Genomic DNA, 15,488 nt, shown 5'->3' with positions numbered 1-15,488 from the left:
AAAAAAAGCCGCTGGATTCCAGCGGCTTTTATATTGCCCGTTGTGTATCAGGCAGCTTTCGTGTTCAACACACTGTCGCGGTTGACGGCGCTCAGTACAGCGCGGAACGAGGCGGTGACGATGTTGCTGTCGATGCCGACGCCGAAGCGGGTCGGGCCGTTGTTGACGCGCAGTTCGATGTAGCTGGCGGCGTTGGCGTTGGCGCCGGAGCCGATCGCGTGTTCGTGGAAATCCATGAACTTGATGTCCAGGCCGAGCGCATCAACGAAGGCATCGATCGGGCCGTTGCCCTTGCCCTTGACGGTCATCGGCTGGCCGTCCTTCTCCAGTTGCACTTCGATCTCGATGTTGCCGTTCGTATCGACCAGCTTGTGGCTGCGATAGAAGTAAGGCGTCATCGCATCCACGTATTCCTGCTTGAAGATCTTGTGGATGTCGCCGGCAACAACTTCGCGGCCGGTTTCATCGGTGACACGCTGCACGACGCGGCTGAATTCGATCTGCAGGCGGCGCGGCAAGACGAGGCCGAATTCCTGTTCGAGCAGGTAGGCCATGCCGCCCTTGCCGGACTGGCTGTTGACGCGGATGACGGCGTCGTAGCTGCGGCCGAGATCGGCCGGATCGACCGGCAGATACGGTACTTCCCAGATTGCGTCGGCTTTCTGCTTGGCGAAACCTTTCTTGATCGCGTCCTGGTGCGAACCGGAGAAGGCGGTGAAGACCAAGTCGCCTGCATACGGATGGCGCGGATGCACCGGAATCTGGTTGCATTCCTCGACGGTCTGGCGGATTGCGTCGATGTCGGAAAAGTCGAGGCCCGGATCGATGCCCTGTGTGTACAGGTTCAGCGCGAGCGTGACGAGATCGACGTTGCCGGTGCGTTCGCCGTTGCCGAACAGGCAGCCTTCGACGCGGTCGGCACCGGCCATCACGCCGAGTTCGGCGGCGGCCACGGCGCAGCCGCGGTCATTGTGCGGATGCAGGCTGATGATGATGGAATCGCGGCGTTCGATATTGCGATGCATCCATTCGACTTGGTCGGCGTAGACGTTCGGCGTGCTGGCTTCGACGGTGCCCGGCAGGTTGACGATCATCTTGCGTTCCGGCGTCGGGCCCCATGCTTCGGAGACGGCGTCGACGACTTCCTTCGCGAAATCCAGTTCGGTCATGCTGAAGGCTTCCGGTGAATACTGATAGACCCATTCGGTTTCTGGATGCGCGTCGGTCAGTTCGCGGATCAGCTTGGTGCCCTTGACGGCCAGTTCCTTCACTTCTTCCTTGCTCATGTTGAACATGATCTTGCGGAAGGAAGGGGCGGTGGCGTTGTACATGTGGACGATCGCGCGGCGTGCGCCGACGACGGAATCGACGGTGCGGCGGATCAGGTCTTCACGTGCCTGCGTCAACACTTCGACCGTGACATCGTCCGGGATGCGTTTTTCCTCGATCAGCTTGCGGCAGAAATCGAAATCGGTCTGCGAGGCGGACGGAAAGGCTACTTCGATTTCCTTGACGCCGATCTTCACCAGCATTTCGAAGAAGCGCAGTTTCTTGGCCGAATCCATCGGGTCGATCAGTGCCTGGTTGCCGTCGCGCAGGTCGGTGCTCATCCAGATCGGCGGCTTGGCGATGACGTTGTTCGGCCAGGTGCGGTCCTTGAGGCCGACGACGGGAAATGCGCGGTATTTGGTTTCCGGATTCTTGAGCATCATGATGAATTTTCCTTTTGTTTTCTTTACTGCGAACGTCTTGTTCTGATTAGCGACGTTCCTTGATATATGGGGCGATACATGTCAGGCGTGGCGACGGGGCTGCCTGACTGCCACTTGCGCTAGGTCAGGCAACCGATCGGTAGCAGTAGCAGCGCGAAATGAACGCGAATACGCGAGATCGCCGTTCCGGCGCTCGGATCGCAGTTGACGCGCATGACTGAAAAGGGCTTGACGGGCATGGCTGGAAAGAATCCGGTAAATCTGTCGGCAAACGGGCCGAAACGAAAACTATACAACAACGGGATGAAACTGGTGGCTGAGAAGGCTTGAAGCGCGCAGCCGGAGATACGCCTGATTAACGTAGGCGTAGTAGTCGCAGCGATAGTTCTGCCTGGCGGATGCCGGCGAACTGAAGTGCGGAGAGGAAAGATGCGGAAAACATACATTCTACTTTAGGGAGTTGTGCCGTGATTGTCAAGGAAAATGCCGACGCGACGCGGGGTTTTGGGAGGATCGCAGCAGATATTGCGAATTCGCCACAGGTGTGGGCGAGCGTTGCCCTGATGACAATCAGCACAACACTACGCATTTCATTTATGCCGCCGCCTGCTTCTGCTTCTGCTTCTGCTCCTGCGGGAAAGTGCCGAATGCCAATGCGGATACGACGACATTCATCACCGTATCGCGATAGATACGCCGCCCCTGATCGGCGCCCGCCGCACCAGCAGCGACCATCAGCGGCAGCAGATGATCGGGATGCGGCTGCACGTCGCGTGCATGCGGTGCCTGTTGCCAATTCTGCAGCAGGGCATTGCGCTCGGTTTCGTTGGTGTCAGCCATTTCCGCCAGCCAGTCGTCGAAGCGTGCAGACGCTTCGCGAAATGCTGGCGTGAAGCCGCGCATGTTGTGGAAGCTCATGCCGCTGCCGATGATCAGTACGCCTTCGTCTCGCAGCGCCTGCAATGCCTGACCGGCGCGCAGATGCATCTGTGGATCAAGGCCGTGCTGCATCGACAGCTGGACGACGGGAATATCCGCATCCGGATACATGACCTTCAGCGGAATGAAAACGCCGTGATCCCAGCCGCGCTGCGTATCGGCGGCGGTCGGCAGGCCGGCATCGGTCAACAGCTGTTGTACGCGTGCTGCCAGCGCCGGCGCGCCTGGCGCGGGATAAGTCAGCGTATAGGTTTCCGGCGGAAAGCCGTGGTAGTCGTACAGCAGCGGCGGTTGTGCCTGCACATTGACGGTGAAGGCCTTTTCTTCCCAATGACCGGAAACAATCAGGATGGCGCGCGGCCGCAATGTTTCACCCGTTCTGCGCAGGAAAGCAGCCATGCGATCCCACATATGCGGATCGCCGGGCCAGTCCATGAAGAAGCATGGGCCGCCGCCGTGCGGAATGAACAGTGTCGGCAGACGTGTGTCGGTCATGGTGCATGTCCTCCGGTTTGTTCTGGGCGTATTTATTGCAAGGATTCGGGCTGGCCTTCGTTACCGCTCTGAACGCGCTGTTTGAATGTATTGATGAATTCGCGGAAGGCAGGTTGCAGCGGTGCGAACAGCGGATCCTTGCGATGCGCCAGCATGACTTCGCCGAACAGTTTCATGCCAAGGGCGAGGGCGGCCGCTTCGTCGGCATCGGTCAGGCCGGCGGCGCGCACCCGTTCGATGATGACGAACAGATCGTCATGGTTGCCAGCTTCGAAACTGACCGGCTCGTGCGCTTCCGGGCCGGCATGCTTGCCGCCTAGGTAATCGAGGGTGATGCGGTATTGATGTGCGCTCATGACGATTCCTTATCGTTTCAGTTCATCGAGTTTGCCGGTCACGGCAGCCCACTGTGCATGGTCGGGCAGCGGTTGCTTGCGTGCGGTCAGCCTCTGCCAGCCAGGCTGGCCGACCAACTCGCGATTCAGGGCGAGAAAGCGGTGCTGTTCCGGCGACAGCTCGCGGTCGCCGACGATGGCGCCGACCGGACATTCGGCCACGCACATCGAGCAATCGATGCATTCGTCCGGATGGATGGCGACGAAGTTTGGTCCTTCGAAGAAGCAATCCATCGGGCAGACTGCGACGCAGTCGGTGTACTTGCAGCCTATGCAGGGTTCGGTGACGACGAAGGTCATGCGTTCGATTTTTCTTTCTCTGATGTTTGCAGCATAGATGTCTTCAATGTATTTATAAATAAGCTATATTGATAAAAATTGTTTCCATATTGTTGATAATTGAGGTCCGCAATGGACATTCTTAATTGCATGCGTGTCTTTGCCGCGGTGGTGGAAACTGAGAGTTTCACGGCGGCCGGCGCACGGCTGGATTTGTCGAAGGCACTCATCTCGAAATATGTTGGCCATCTCGAAGATCACCTTGGCACGCGCCTGCTGAATCGCACCACACGCAAGTTGAGTTTGACGGAATCGGGCGGTGCCTATTACGAGCGTTGCGTGCAGATTCTTGCCGACGTGGAGGAAGCCGAGCAGGCTGCCGGGCAATTGACGGCAATTCCGCGTGGCACGCTGCGGGTGACGATGCCGGTCTCGTTCGGCAGGATTCGCATTGCGCCGCTGCTGAACGATTACATGCACCGTTATCCGGATGTGAAACTGGATGTGACCCTGTCGGATCGCCGGGCCGATTTGGTGGAGGATGGCTACGATCTGGCGATTCGCGTCGGCTATGTGCCGGAGTCGGGATTGATCGCACGCAAGCTGACGACCGAACGCGTGGTACTGTGCGCGGCCCCGTCCTATCTGCAACGACGCGGCACGCCGCAAACGCCGGAAGCGCTACGCGAGCATGCCTGCCTCATCTACAGCTATGCCAGTACAGGCGACGAATGGGTGCTGGAGGGTGATGACGGCAAACGGCATGCCGTGCGCATTACCGGCCCGATGCGCGTGAATAACGGGGAAATGCTGCGTGCCGCGGCGCTGGACGGTGCGGGCATCATTCGTGAGCCGCATTTCATCGTCGGTGACGATTTGCAGGCAGGACGGCTGCAGCCGTTGCTGCCAAAGTTTCCGCCACCGGAAATCGGCGTCTATGCCTTGTACCCCAGCCGCAAGCATCTGTCGGCCAAGGTGCGCACCTTTGTCGATTATCTGGCTGTCCGGATAGCGGAAAAGACAACCGGCGCCTGAAGGCGCCGGTTGTCGATGGCCTGCCAATACGGATTCGTCAGCAGTTGCCTTTCTTGGCTTGTCCCGGCGGGCAATGGTAGCCGTGCTTGCCTTGCTTCCATTTGCCTTTGCGCAGATGCCACTGGCCGTTGTCCTGATACCAGGTCGCCGGTTCATAGTCATAGCCGACACGCGCCTGTACCCAATGACCTGCCGCCCATATGTGCGTATGGCCGTTCCAGTCCCAGTAGCCGGGCGCCCAGACATAACCGTTGCGCGGCGGTGGCACCGGTTCGTATCGCAGCGGCGGCGGTGCGGTGCCGATACTGATGCTGACGCCGACTTGTGCGGCTGCAGGAAGCGGCAGGGCGGTAGCGCCGATGACGGTTGCTGCAGCAAGAATGGATAAGGAAGCGAGCAAGGTTTTCATGGATGGCCTTTTCGTTGAACGCAACGTCTGAAATATAGACGTACCAAGCGGTTTTTGCCAAAAAGGAAGCATTTCTTTACATCTGTTACCGGGGAGTCGTATCGGCAAGCACCATGAAAAACGGGCCCTGCAGGGCCCGTTTTTTACAGAAGCGCAGATCGGTGTTCGATCAATACACGATCAACGTTCGTCATAGGAACGGCGTGGTGCGCCGGTATTGCCATCCGGACGCGGACCGTTGCGGAAACCACCGCCGCCGTTGCCGTCCCGGCGACCTTGATAACCGTCGCCCTGGCGCTGGCCGCCTTGACGCGGCGCACCGGGTTTGGAGAACGTACGCTGGCTACCGTTGCCCTTGTAGCCACGGCCATCGCCCGGCTTCCAGCCCGGTTTGTGGCCGGAGCGCGGCGGTGCGCTGCGCTTCGGCTCGAAACCTTCGATGACTTCGACCGGAATCGTCTGCTTGATGAAGCGCTCGATGCGCTTCACGTGCATGCCTTCTGCGTGGTTGACCAGCGAGACGGCGATGCCCTTGCGGCCGGCGCGGCCGGTACGGCCGATGCGGTGCACGTAGTCTTCCGGGAATTTCGGCAGATCGTAGTTGACGACATGCGTCACGCCCGGGACGTCGATGCCGCGTGCGGCGACGTCGGTTGCGACCAGGACGCGGATATGGCCGCGGCGCAGGCCGTTCAGCGTACGGTTGCGCGCGCCCTGATGCATGTCGCCATGCAGTGCAGCAGCAGCGAAGCCGGCAATGTTCAGACGATCGGCGATGTTGTCCGCATCGCGCTTGGTGGCGGTGAAGACGACGGCCTGATCCAGCGTTTCATCGCGCAGCAGGTGATCGAGCATACGGTTCTTGTGCGACAGATCATCGACGAAATGCACGCGCTGCTGGATGTTTTCGTTCTTGGTGGTGGAGCTGGCGATCTGGATGATCTGCGCATCCTTCGTGATGCGTTTGGCCATGTTGCCGACCATGCCGTCCAGCGTGGCGGAGAACAGCATCGTCTGGCGATTTTCCGGCGTGGAGGCGACGATCTTCTCGATGTCGTCGACGAACCCCATGTCCAGCATGCGATCGGCTTCGTCCAGCACCAGGATTTGCAGTTCGGAGAAGTCGATCTTGCCCGATTCCATGTGGTCGATCAGACGGCCCGGCGTTGCCACCAGGATTTCCGGATTGCGCGACAGCAGTTGCATCTGCTTCGGATACGGCATGCCGCCGAGAATGGAGATGGCCTTCACGCGGCGCATGTAGGAGCCGTATTTCTCGGTTGCGGTCGTCACCTGCAGCGCCAGTTCGCGCGTCGGCGTCAGCACCAGCATCTTCGGCTGGGCAGGCTGGAAGCGCGGACGTTCGCCGCGCGAACGCGCCGATTGCATCTGCTGATTGTGGGTCTTGCCGCCTTGTGGCTGCGCATCGGCCTGCACGGCGATCTTGTGCAGCGCCGGCAGCATGAAGGCGGCGGTCTTGCCCGAACCCGTCTGCGACGAGACCATCATGTCGCGGCCTTCGATGCCGGCCGGAACGGCCTGCGCCTGTACCGGCGTCGGCTCGGTATAGCCGGCTTCGGTCAATGCCTTGAGGATGGACGGGTGGAGGCCTAGTGATTCAAAAGTCATATCTTCTTTCGTGAAATCAGCGCTGCAACATTCGTGACAAAGCCAACGACATGGCGGTCGTTATCATGAAAATCGCGTACGCAAAAATGCAACGCCAACCAACGAAACAGCGTGAAAAAATCTGGGAGAGATTCCGGCACAAAAAGCTTTGCGCCGGGACGGTGTCTGGATTCGACACCTGATAGGCGGGAGGGCTTTATCGTTACTGCTAAACGGTTCGCGATGCTGCAAAAATGCGTTGCCTGTTGCAACGCATGGATAGCATTCTACACCCAGAGGCGGTTTGCTGTCGAGGCGTGTTGCACATCCACACGGATGCGGCGATTCGATATGCGAAAGGAAACATTCCTACAATTCCTGCATCGCAGGGGAACGGCAAAGAAAAACGGCATCCGAAGATGCCGTTTTTTCATCATCATTGATTGCGATACCGATGTTATTCGCCGCCCATGCCCGGCACGACTTGCGAGAAGCCGGCGTCGACATAGGTAATCTCGCCGGTGATGCCGCCAGCCAGATCGGACAGCAGGAAGGCCGATGCATTGCCGACGTCCTCGATCGTCACATTGCGGCGCAGCGGTGCATTTTCCTTGACGAAGTTCAGGATCTTGCCGAAGTCCTTGATGCCGGACGCGGCCAGCGTCTTGATCGGGCCGGCCGATACGCCGTTGACGCGGATGCCTTTCGGACCGAGCGATTCGGCCATGTAGCGCACGCTGGCTTCCAGCGATGCCTTGGCGAGGCCCATCGTGTTGTAGTTCGGCAGCGCGCGGATCGAGCCGAGATAGCTCAGCGTCAGCAGCGCGGCGTTCGAGCTCAGCATCGGCAGCGCGGCTTTCGCCATTGCCGGGAAGCTGTAGGCAGAAATGTCATGGGCGATCTTGAAGCCTTCGCGCGACAGGCCGTCGAGGAAATCGCCGGCGATCGCTTCGCGCGGGGCGAAGCCGATGGCATGTACCAGGCCGTCCAGTTTGTCCCACTTCTTGCCGAGATCGGCGAACAGCGCATTGATCTGCTCGTCGCTGCCGACGTCGCATTCGAAGATCAGTTCGCTGTCGAACTCCTTGGCGAATTCGGCGATGCGGTCCTTGAAGCGTTCGCCGACATAGGTGAACGCCAGTTCAGCACCTTCGCGCTTGCAGGCGGCGGCGATGCCGTATGCGATGGACCGGTTCGACAGTACGCCGGTGATGAGGATTTTTTTGCCTTGCAAGAACGCCATGAGCGACTCCAGTGTTGTGTCGGTTGTGCCGCGGCTGCGGCGGAATGGACAGGATTGTAGGGGCTGACGCGCGCATCAGCAACCTTTGCCCGGCGGCCACGGGAGCAGACGTTTCTGTAGAATAGCCGGCGGTAACTTCATCGCAGCACTTCAAGCATCCTGATAAAGCGGCGCATGGCCAAGTCCTTCATCACCTTTCTGCTGGTCTTCCTGTTCGCCCGTGGTGGCGACGTCTTCGCCGCCCAGGCATTTTCACTGTACGACACGCCAAAATATCCGGCCGGCTTCACGCATTTCGATTACGTCAATCCCGATGCGCCCAAGGGCGGCGACCTGTATCTGGCCAATCCGGACCGGCGCACCAGCTTCGACAAGTTCAATCCGTTTTCGCTGAAGGGTGTGGCGGCGGCCGGCGTCTCCAACCTGATGTTCGAATCGCTGGCGACCGGTTCGGCCGACGAGATCGCGACGATGTACGGTCTGCTGGCCGACGACATGACGCTGGCGCCGGATCGCTTGTCGATGACTTTTCACCTGAATCCGAAAGCGCGTTTCAACAATGGCGATCCGGTGCTGGCGGCAGACGTCAAGTATTCGTTCGATACGCTGATGTCGAAAGGCGCGCCGCAATTCAAGGTCATCTATGCGGAAGTGAAGGGGTGCGTGGTCATTGATGAACGCACGGTGCGCTTCGACTTCAAGTCGCGCAACCACGAATTGCCGTTGCTGGTCGGCGACGTACCGGTGTTTTCGCGCAAGTGGGCGCAAGGCACCGATTTCGACAAAATCCAGCTGACGCCGCCGATCGCGAGCGGTCCCTATCTGATTGATCGCTACGATACCGGCCGCGCGATCACGTACAAGCTCAATCCAGATTACTGGGCGAAGGATCTGCCGGTCCGGAAGGGCATGTTCAATTTCGAACGTATTCACTATCGTTTCTACAAGGACGATCTGGCGCGGCTGGAGGCATTCAAGGCCGGTGAATTCGATGTCGTCGTCGAATACAGTGCGAAGAACTGGACGCGCAGCTATCGCGGCAAGCCGTTCGACCAGGGCCGCATCGTCAAGCGCGAATTCGTGCATGAAAACACTGCCGGCATGCAGGGCTTCGTGATGAACCTGCGCCGTCCGCAATTCCAGGACGTGCGCGTGCGCCGCGCATTGGGATTGGCGCTGGATTTCGAATGGCTGAACCGCCAGCTGTTCTTCGATTCGTATACGCGCATCTATTCGTTCTTCAACAACAGTCCGATGGCAGCGACCGGCCTGCCGTCTGCCGACGAACTGGCATTGCTGGAACCGTTGCGCGGCAAGCTCGATCCTGCCGTGTTCGGTCCGGCGCCGATACCGCCGACGACGGCACCGCCGCATTCGCTACGCTCCAATCTGCTGGAGGCGGTCGAACTGTTCCGCCAGGCCGGATGGACGTATCGCGATGGCGCGTTGCGCAATGCGAAGGGTGAACCCTTCACTTTCGAGATTCTCGACGACCAGAGCGCGATGTCGCGCATCATCAGCGTCTATGCACGTAATTTGCAAAAGCTGGGAATCCAGGTCACGCAGCGTACGGCCGACTATGCGCTGATCCAGCAGCGGATGGACGACTTCGATTTCGACATGACCAGCATTCGCTTCCCGGACATCAACAGTCCGGGCAACGAGATGTTCGACATGTTCGGGTCCAAGGCAGCAGACGAAAAGGGATCGAGCAATGTGTGGGGGCTGAAGGACCTGGCAGTCGACAGTCTGGTGGCGACGCTGGTGAAAGCCGATACGCGCCGGCAGTTGACGGCGGCCGCGCGTGCGCTGGATCGCGTGCTGCTGAACAAGTACATCGTCATTCCGCACTGGTATTCATCGACGCACCGCATCGCCTACTGGAACCGCTTCGGCATGCCGGAGCGGCTGCCGCTGTATTACCGTGCCGACCCGTACGTGATCAGTACGTGGTGGCAGCGCGCGCCGCGATGAGTAGGAATATAACGTAGGAAAGATGAAGGAGATGCGATGAATATCTGGTCCTACATCCTGAAACGCGTGCTGCTGATGCTGCCGACGCTGTTCGGCGTGGTGGCGATCACGTTTGCGGTGATCCAGTTCGTGCCGGGCGGGCCGGTGGAACAGGCGTTGACCGAACTGAAGCATGCGGGCGCAGCCGGCGAAGCCAGCGGTGGCGGTTCGCAATACCGTGGACGACAAGGGATCGATGCCGAGCGCGTGGCGGAGATCAAGGCGCTGTACGGGTTCGACAAACCGGCCAGCGAACGCTTCTGGCAAATGCTGAAAGGCTTCGCGACATTCGATCTGGGGCAAAGCTTCTACCACCACATGGACGTCTGGCAGCTGGTCGTTTCCAAGCTGCCGGTATCGATCACGATCGGTATGTGGACTTTCTTCCTGACTTATTTCATCTCGCTGCCGCTGGGTATCGCGAAAGCGGTGCGCGAAGGCAGCCGCTTCGATGCGATCACCAGCATGATCGTGCTGATCGGCTATTCGATTCCCGGCTTCATTCTCGGCGTGTTCCTGCTGGTGGTATTCGGCGGCGGCAGTTTCGTTCAGTGGTTCCCACTGCGCGGGCTGACGTCCGACGACTGGGAGCAACTGTCGCTGGTCGGCAAGGTGCTCGATTACCTGTGGCACATCGCGCTGCCGGTCACGGCTTCGGTTGCCGGTTCGTTCGCGGTGATGACGATGCTGACGAAGAACACCTTCCTCGAAGAGATTCGCAAGCAGTACGTGCTGACCGCGCGCGCCAAGGGTTTGAGTGAGCGCACGGTGCTGTACAAGCACGTGTTCCGCAATGCACTGATTCCGCTGGTGACAGGTTTTCCGGCCGCCTTCATCGGCGCCTTCTTCGCCGGCAGCCTGCTGATCGAGACCTTGTTCTCGCTGGACGGACTCGGCCTGCTGTCGTATGAGTCGGTGATCCGCCGCGACTATCCGGTCGTGATGGGTACGCTGTATCTGTTCACGCTGATCGGCCTGGTGGTCAAGCTGATTGGCGATCTCTGCTACGTATGGGCCGATCCGCGCCTGCAGTTCGAAAGCCTGAATCGATGAGCGACGTTTCCACTGCAATGGTTCCAGAGGCCGCAATCTCGAATGCTGCGATTTCGCCGGGGCGGCGTGTCTGGCTGCGTTTTCGTCGCAATCGGCGCGGCTACTGGAGCCTGGTCATTTTCTGCGTGCTGTTTTTCATCAGCCTGTTCGCCGAACTGGTATCGAACGACAGGCCGCTGGTTGCGCGCTACGACGGCGAGATCGTGTTTCCGGTTTTCCACGATTATTCGGAGAAGAAGTTCGGCGGCGATTTCGAAACGCCGGCCGACTATCTTGACCCATTCATCCAGAAACAATTTGAGAAGAACGGCAACTGGGCCATCTATCCGCTCAATCATTATCACTACGATACGCTGAACTATTTCGCCAAATCGCCGAACCCCGCGCCGCCGTCGGCGGAGAACTGGCTGGGCACCGACGATCGCGGCCGCGACGTAGTGGCACGCCTGCTGTACGGTTTTCGCGTATCGGTATTGTTCGGATTGGCGCTGACGGTGACCGGCGTGCTGCTTGGCATTGTCACCGGCGCGATCCAGGGCTACTTCGCCGGACGCACTGACTTGTTTTTTCAGCGTTTCATGGAAATCTGGGGTTCGATGCCGGAACTATATCTGCTGATCATCTTTGCATCGATCTTCCAGCCCAGCATCGGGTTGTTGCTGATCCTGCTGTCGTTGTTTGGCTGGATGGGCTTGTCCGATTACGTGCGCGCCGATTTCCTGCGCAACCGCAACCTGGAATACGTGCAGGCGGCGCGCGCGCTGGGTTTGTCGAACCGGCAGATCATCTGGCGCCATGTGCTGCCGAACAGCCTGACACCGGTCGTTACCTTTCTGCCGTTCCGCATGAGCGCGGCCATCCTGTCGCTGACCAGTCTCGATTTTCTCGGCCTCGGCGTGCCGCCCGGCACCGCCAGCCTCGGCGAACTGCTGGCGCAGGGCAAGAACAATCTCGATGCGTGGTGGATCGCCGTTTCCACGTTCGCCGTGCTGACGGTGATGCTGTTGCTGCTGACAAACATCGGCGATGCCTTGCGCAACGCGCTGGACGTGCGGAGGCGCGCATGAGCCTGCTCGACGTACGCAACCTGACGGTGGCCTTCGACGGTACGAAGGTGGTCGACAACGTGAGTTTTTCGATCGCAGCCGGCGAGAAATTCGCGCTGGTCGGCGAATCGGGGTCCGGCAAGACGGTGACCGCGCTGTCCATCCTGCGACTGAATCAGGACGCAGCCTACGACGGCAACATCCTGTTCGAAGGCGACGATTTGCTCAAGCGCAGCGAAGCGGCGATGCGCGCAGTGCGCGGCAAGGATGTCGCGATGATCTTCCAGGAGCCGATGACGGCGCTGAATCCGCTGTTCACGATCGGCAACCAGATCGCCGAAGTACTGATGTTGCACGAAGGCTTGAGCGCGAAAGCGGCGGCATTGCGTGCCGTGGAACTGCTGGACAAGACGGGTATTCCGGAACCGCAGCGGCGCGCGCTGTCGTACCCGCATGAATTGTCGGGCGGGCAGCGGCAGCGCGCGATGATCGCGATGGCGCTGGCCTGCCGGCCCAAGCTGCTGATCGCCGACGAGCCGACCACGGCGCTGGACGTGACGATCAAGGTGCAGATCATCGAATTGCTGAACCGCCTGCAGCGCGAGGAAAACATGGCAGTGCTGATGATCACGCACGATCTGAATCTGGTCCGCCATTTCGCCGATCGTGTCGGCGTGATGGAAAAGGGAAGGATGGTGGAAACTGCACCGACCGCCGAACTGTTCGCACAGCCGTGCGAAGCCTATACGAAGAAATTGCTGGCGAGCCAGCCGCATCGCCTGGTCGATGACACGGCCCCCAAGGTGACCCCTGATGCGGTTTCCGACAAGTCTTCATTGCTGCGCGGCGAACATCTGCGCTGCACTTTCGATATCAAGAAAGGCTGGTTCAAGCGCGAGCCTTTCGTTGCCGTCGATGATGTGACGATGGCGGTGAAGCGCGGCGAAACGCTGGGCATTGTTGGCGAATCGGGCTCCGGCAAGTCGACGCTAGGTCTTGCCTTGCTGCGCCTGTCACAGGCACGCGTGAGCGGCGAAGTCGATTTCGACGGCCGCGATATCGGCCGATTGCCCAATCGCGAATTGCGGCCGCTGCGGGCGCGCATGCAGATCGTGTTCCAGGACCCGTTTGCTTCGCTGTCGCCGCGTCGCACGATCGAGCAGATCGTCGGCGAAGGTCTGGCGCTGCACCAGCCGCAATTGGACAAGGAAGGCGTTCGACGCGCAGTGGCGGATGTGCTGACGGAAGTCGGGCTGTCGCCGGCGATGATGTCGCGCTATCCGCATGAATTTTCCGGCGGGCAGCGCCAGCGCATCGCGATCGCCCGCGTGCTGGTACTGAAGCCCGAGCTGGTGCTGCTGGATGAGCCGACGTCTGCTCTGGATGTTTCGGTGCAGCAGCAGATTTTGATGCTGCTGGCGGACCTGCAACGCAAATACGGCATCGCCTATATTTTCATCAGCCACGATCTGGCGGTGATGCGCGCGATGGCGCATCGCGTAATGGTGATGAAGGATGGTCGCGTGGTGGAAAGCGGTGCGGCGATGGAAGTGTTGACGGATCCGCGCGAAACCTATACGCAGCGATTGCTGGCAGCGGCCGTCTACGCGGATGCCGGAGAAGCTGCTGCAGCCTAGTCAATTGTCGGCGATGAAAAGAGGCGAAAAGAAGCGGAGCCGATGCGCGGCAGATCGATGCCGGACAGACTGCGGCAATCGATGGGTGACGTGACGCCTACTTGATTGCGACGGTATCCGACGCGCGTGTCGAAACCAGCCTGACCTTGCCATGCGGCTTGACCGCAGCGTGGCGCGTCGTGTGTGTCTTGCGGCTCTTGACGGTTCTACGTACTGCACGGACATACAGCTCCAGCTTTTGTCCGGCCGCCAGATGGTTGCCATTCAGGTTGTTCCAGCTGCGGATTTGTGCAACGGAGACCTTGTAGCGATTGGCCAGCGACCACAAGGTATCGCGGCTCTTGACCGTCAGGCGGATGCGCTTGCCTTCCGGCACTTCCGGTGCCATGGCCAGCACGGCATTGTCCGCGACTTCCTGCGTGATGTCCTTCTGCATGTCGGAGGTACGTGGCACCAGAATCGTCGAGCCTGCCTTCAACACCATTTTCGGCGGAATGTTGTTGACCTCGCGGATGACTTGCGGAGTCGTGTGGAACTTGGCGGCGATGGTTTCGATGCGTTCGCGTGCGCTGGTCACCTTGTGTGCCGTCCAGGAAGACAACGCATGCGTCCATTTCGCCAGATTGGCCTTGAACTTTTCGGCATTGCTTTGCGGCAGCAGGATTTCGGTGGTGCTGCTGCCGGTGATGACCGGACGGTTGAACTGCGGATTCAGCGCCTTGAATTGATCCATCGGTATCTCGGCCAGCTGGGCGGCGAGCTTGACGTCGATGTCGCGTGTCTTGGCGATGCTGACGAAATAGGGCTCGTTGTCTACCTTCTCCAGCACGATGTTATAGGTTTCGGGTGTGGCGATGATGTTCTTGACGGCCTGCAGCTTGGGTACATAGTTGCGTGTTTCGGCCGGCATGTAGGCCGACAGGCTGTTGAAGTTGATCGGCTTGCCTGCTCTCTCGGCCTTCTTGATCGCGCGCTGCACCGAGCCTTCGCCCCAGTTGTAGGCAGCCAGCGCGAGTTGCCAGTCGCCGAACATGTCATACAGATTTTGCAGGTAGGTCAGCGCGGCGTCGGTCGACGCGATAACGCTGCGGCGTTCGTCCTTGAACAGGTTCTGCTTCAGATTGTAGCTGCGGCCGGTCGACGGAATGAACTGCCACATGCCGGCGGCCTTGGCCGATGAATAGGCCTGCGGATTGAAGGCCGATTCGATGAAAGGCAGCAGCGCGAGCTCGGTCGGCATGTTGCGCTTTTCCAGTTCTTCGACGACGTGGTACAGATAGAGCGAGGCGCGCTTGGTCGTGCGGGCGATGTAGTCGGGACGGGAGGCGTACCACGTGGTCTGGGTATTGACCAAGGGATTGTCCACCAGATCGGGAATCGCGAAGCCATGGCGGATGCGCATCCAGATATCGGTCTCGCTGTCGACGGTGAACTGGCTCAGCGGATCGTTGGCAAGTTCGGGATTGTTTTGCAGCGCGGCATCCTTGGCCCAGTCATACGGTGGCAACGACAGATCGCTAGCATGGGAAATATCGGAGAGAAGAAGAGGAAATGCAGCGGTGCAAAGAATTTTGAACAGTCGGCTGGATGCGGGCGGGTGCATGGGTTCTCGCAGAATGACCGA

Annotated in this window: 13 protein-coding genes; 5 read left to right on the top strand and 8 right to left on the bottom strand. The window is 59.6% G+C overall.

Going from position 1 to position 15,488, the window contains the following annotated elements:
* Window positions 1-47: 47 nt before the first annotated feature.
* The 4 genes from leuA to fdxA all read right to left on the bottom strand — a co-directional run bounded on the left by leuA (window position 48) and on the right by fdxA (window position 3,841).
* Window positions 48-1,712 (bottom strand): 2-isopropylmalate synthase, encoded by a 1,665-nt coding sequence (leuA, locus tag ACO1VH_RS02400; RefSeq protein ID WP_486242166.1) that lies wholly within the window; start codon window positions 1,710-1,712, stop codon window positions 48-50.
* 594 nt (window positions 1,713-2,306) lie between these two features.
* Complete coding sequence (locus ACO1VH_RS02395; protein WP_486242165.1) at window positions 2,307-3,146, bottom strand: DODA-type extradiol aromatic ring-opening family dioxygenase; 840 nt, start codon at window positions 3,144-3,146, stop codon at window positions 2,307-2,309.
* 32 nt (window positions 3,147-3,178) lie between these two features.
* Window positions 3,179-3,502 (bottom strand): DUF3861 domain-containing protein, encoded by a 324-nt coding sequence (locus ACO1VH_RS02390; protein WP_486242164.1) that lies wholly within the window; start codon window positions 3,500-3,502, stop codon window positions 3,179-3,181.
* A gap of 9 nt (window positions 3,503-3,511) precedes the next feature.
* Entirely contained in the window at window positions 3,512-3,841 is a 330-nt protein-coding gene (gene fdxA / locus ACO1VH_RS02385; RefSeq protein WP_486242162.1) for a ferredoxin FdxA, read from the bottom strand.
* Between the two features lie 129 nt (window positions 3,842-3,970).
* Here fdxA and ACO1VH_RS02380 point away from each other — a divergent pair, with 129 nt between their 5' ends.
* The gene (locus tag ACO1VH_RS02380) at window positions 3,971-4,855 is read left to right on the top strand and encodes a LysR family transcriptional regulator (protein ID WP_486242161.1); all 885 of its coding nucleotides are present in this window, start codon (window positions 3,971-3,973) and stop codon (window positions 4,853-4,855) included.
* 37 nt (window positions 4,856-4,892) lie between these two features.
* On the opposite strand, the gene ACO1VH_RS02375 is transcribed toward ACO1VH_RS02380, so the two are convergent.
* The 3 genes from ACO1VH_RS02375 to fabI all read right to left on the bottom strand — a co-directional run bounded on the left by ACO1VH_RS02375 (window position 4,893) and on the right by fabI (window position 8,115).
* Complete coding sequence (locus ACO1VH_RS02375; protein ID WP_486242159.1) at window positions 4,893-5,264, bottom strand: YXWGXW repeat-containing protein; 372 nt, start codon at window positions 5,262-5,264, stop codon at window positions 4,893-4,895.
* A gap of 180 nt (window positions 5,265-5,444) precedes the next feature.
* The gene (locus ACO1VH_RS02370) at window positions 5,445-6,893 is read right to left on the bottom strand and encodes a DEAD/DEAH box helicase (RefSeq protein ID WP_486242158.1); all 1,449 of its coding nucleotides are present in this window, start codon (window positions 6,891-6,893) and stop codon (window positions 5,445-5,447) included.
* A gap of 436 nt (window positions 6,894-7,329) precedes the next feature.
* A complete protein-coding gene (gene fabI, locus ACO1VH_RS02365; RefSeq protein WP_486242157.1) occupies window positions 7,330-8,115 on the bottom strand; it encodes an enoyl-ACP reductase FabI in 786 nt (261 codons plus the stop codon).
* Between the two features lie 174 nt (window positions 8,116-8,289).
* Here fabI and ACO1VH_RS02360 point away from each other — a divergent pair, with 174 nt between their 5' ends.
* Genes ACO1VH_RS02360 through ACO1VH_RS02345 form a run of 4 tightly spaced genes read left to right on the top strand, consistent with a single transcriptional unit; the run spans window position 8,290 to window position 13,864 of the window.
* On the top strand, window positions 8,290-10,089 hold the full coding sequence (locus tag ACO1VH_RS02360) for an extracellular solute-binding protein (RefSeq protein WP_486242155.1): 1,800 nt from the start codon (window positions 8,290-8,292) through the stop codon (window positions 10,087-10,089).
* A 36-nt stretch (window positions 10,090-10,125) separates the two neighbouring features.
* Window positions 10,126-11,181, top strand: a complete 1,056-nt coding sequence (locus tag ACO1VH_RS02355) for a microcin C ABC transporter permease YejB (protein WP_486242153.1) — start codon at window positions 10,126-10,128, stop codon at window positions 11,179-11,181.
* Window positions 11,178-12,248: an ABC transporter permease gene (locus ACO1VH_RS02350; RefSeq protein ID WP_486242151.1), complete on the top strand. Its 1,071-nt coding sequence runs from the start codon at window positions 11,178-11,180 to the stop codon at window positions 12,246-12,248. The genes ACO1VH_RS02355 and ACO1VH_RS02350 overlap by 4 nt, the downstream gene beginning before the upstream one ends.
* Window positions 12,245-13,864: an ABC transporter ATP-binding protein gene (locus tag ACO1VH_RS02345; RefSeq protein ID WP_486242149.1), complete on the top strand. Its 1,620-nt coding sequence runs from the start codon at window positions 12,245-12,247 to the stop codon at window positions 13,862-13,864. Before ACO1VH_RS02350 ends, ACO1VH_RS02345 begins: the two co-directional genes overlap by 4 nt.
* Window positions 13,865-13,961: 97 nt before the next feature.
* On the opposite strand, the gene ACO1VH_RS02340 is transcribed toward ACO1VH_RS02345, so the two are convergent.
* Entirely contained in the window at window positions 13,962-15,467 is a 1,506-nt protein-coding gene (locus ACO1VH_RS02340; RefSeq protein WP_486242147.1) for a transglycosylase SLT domain-containing protein, read from the bottom strand.
* Window positions 15,468-15,488 lie beyond the last annotated feature (21 nt).

It is taken from the genome of Oxalicibacterium sp. (assembly GCF_057353965.1).
The sequence above is the reverse complement of the archived record's forward strand: the minus strand, read 5'-3'. Positions and strand labels throughout refer to the sequence as shown.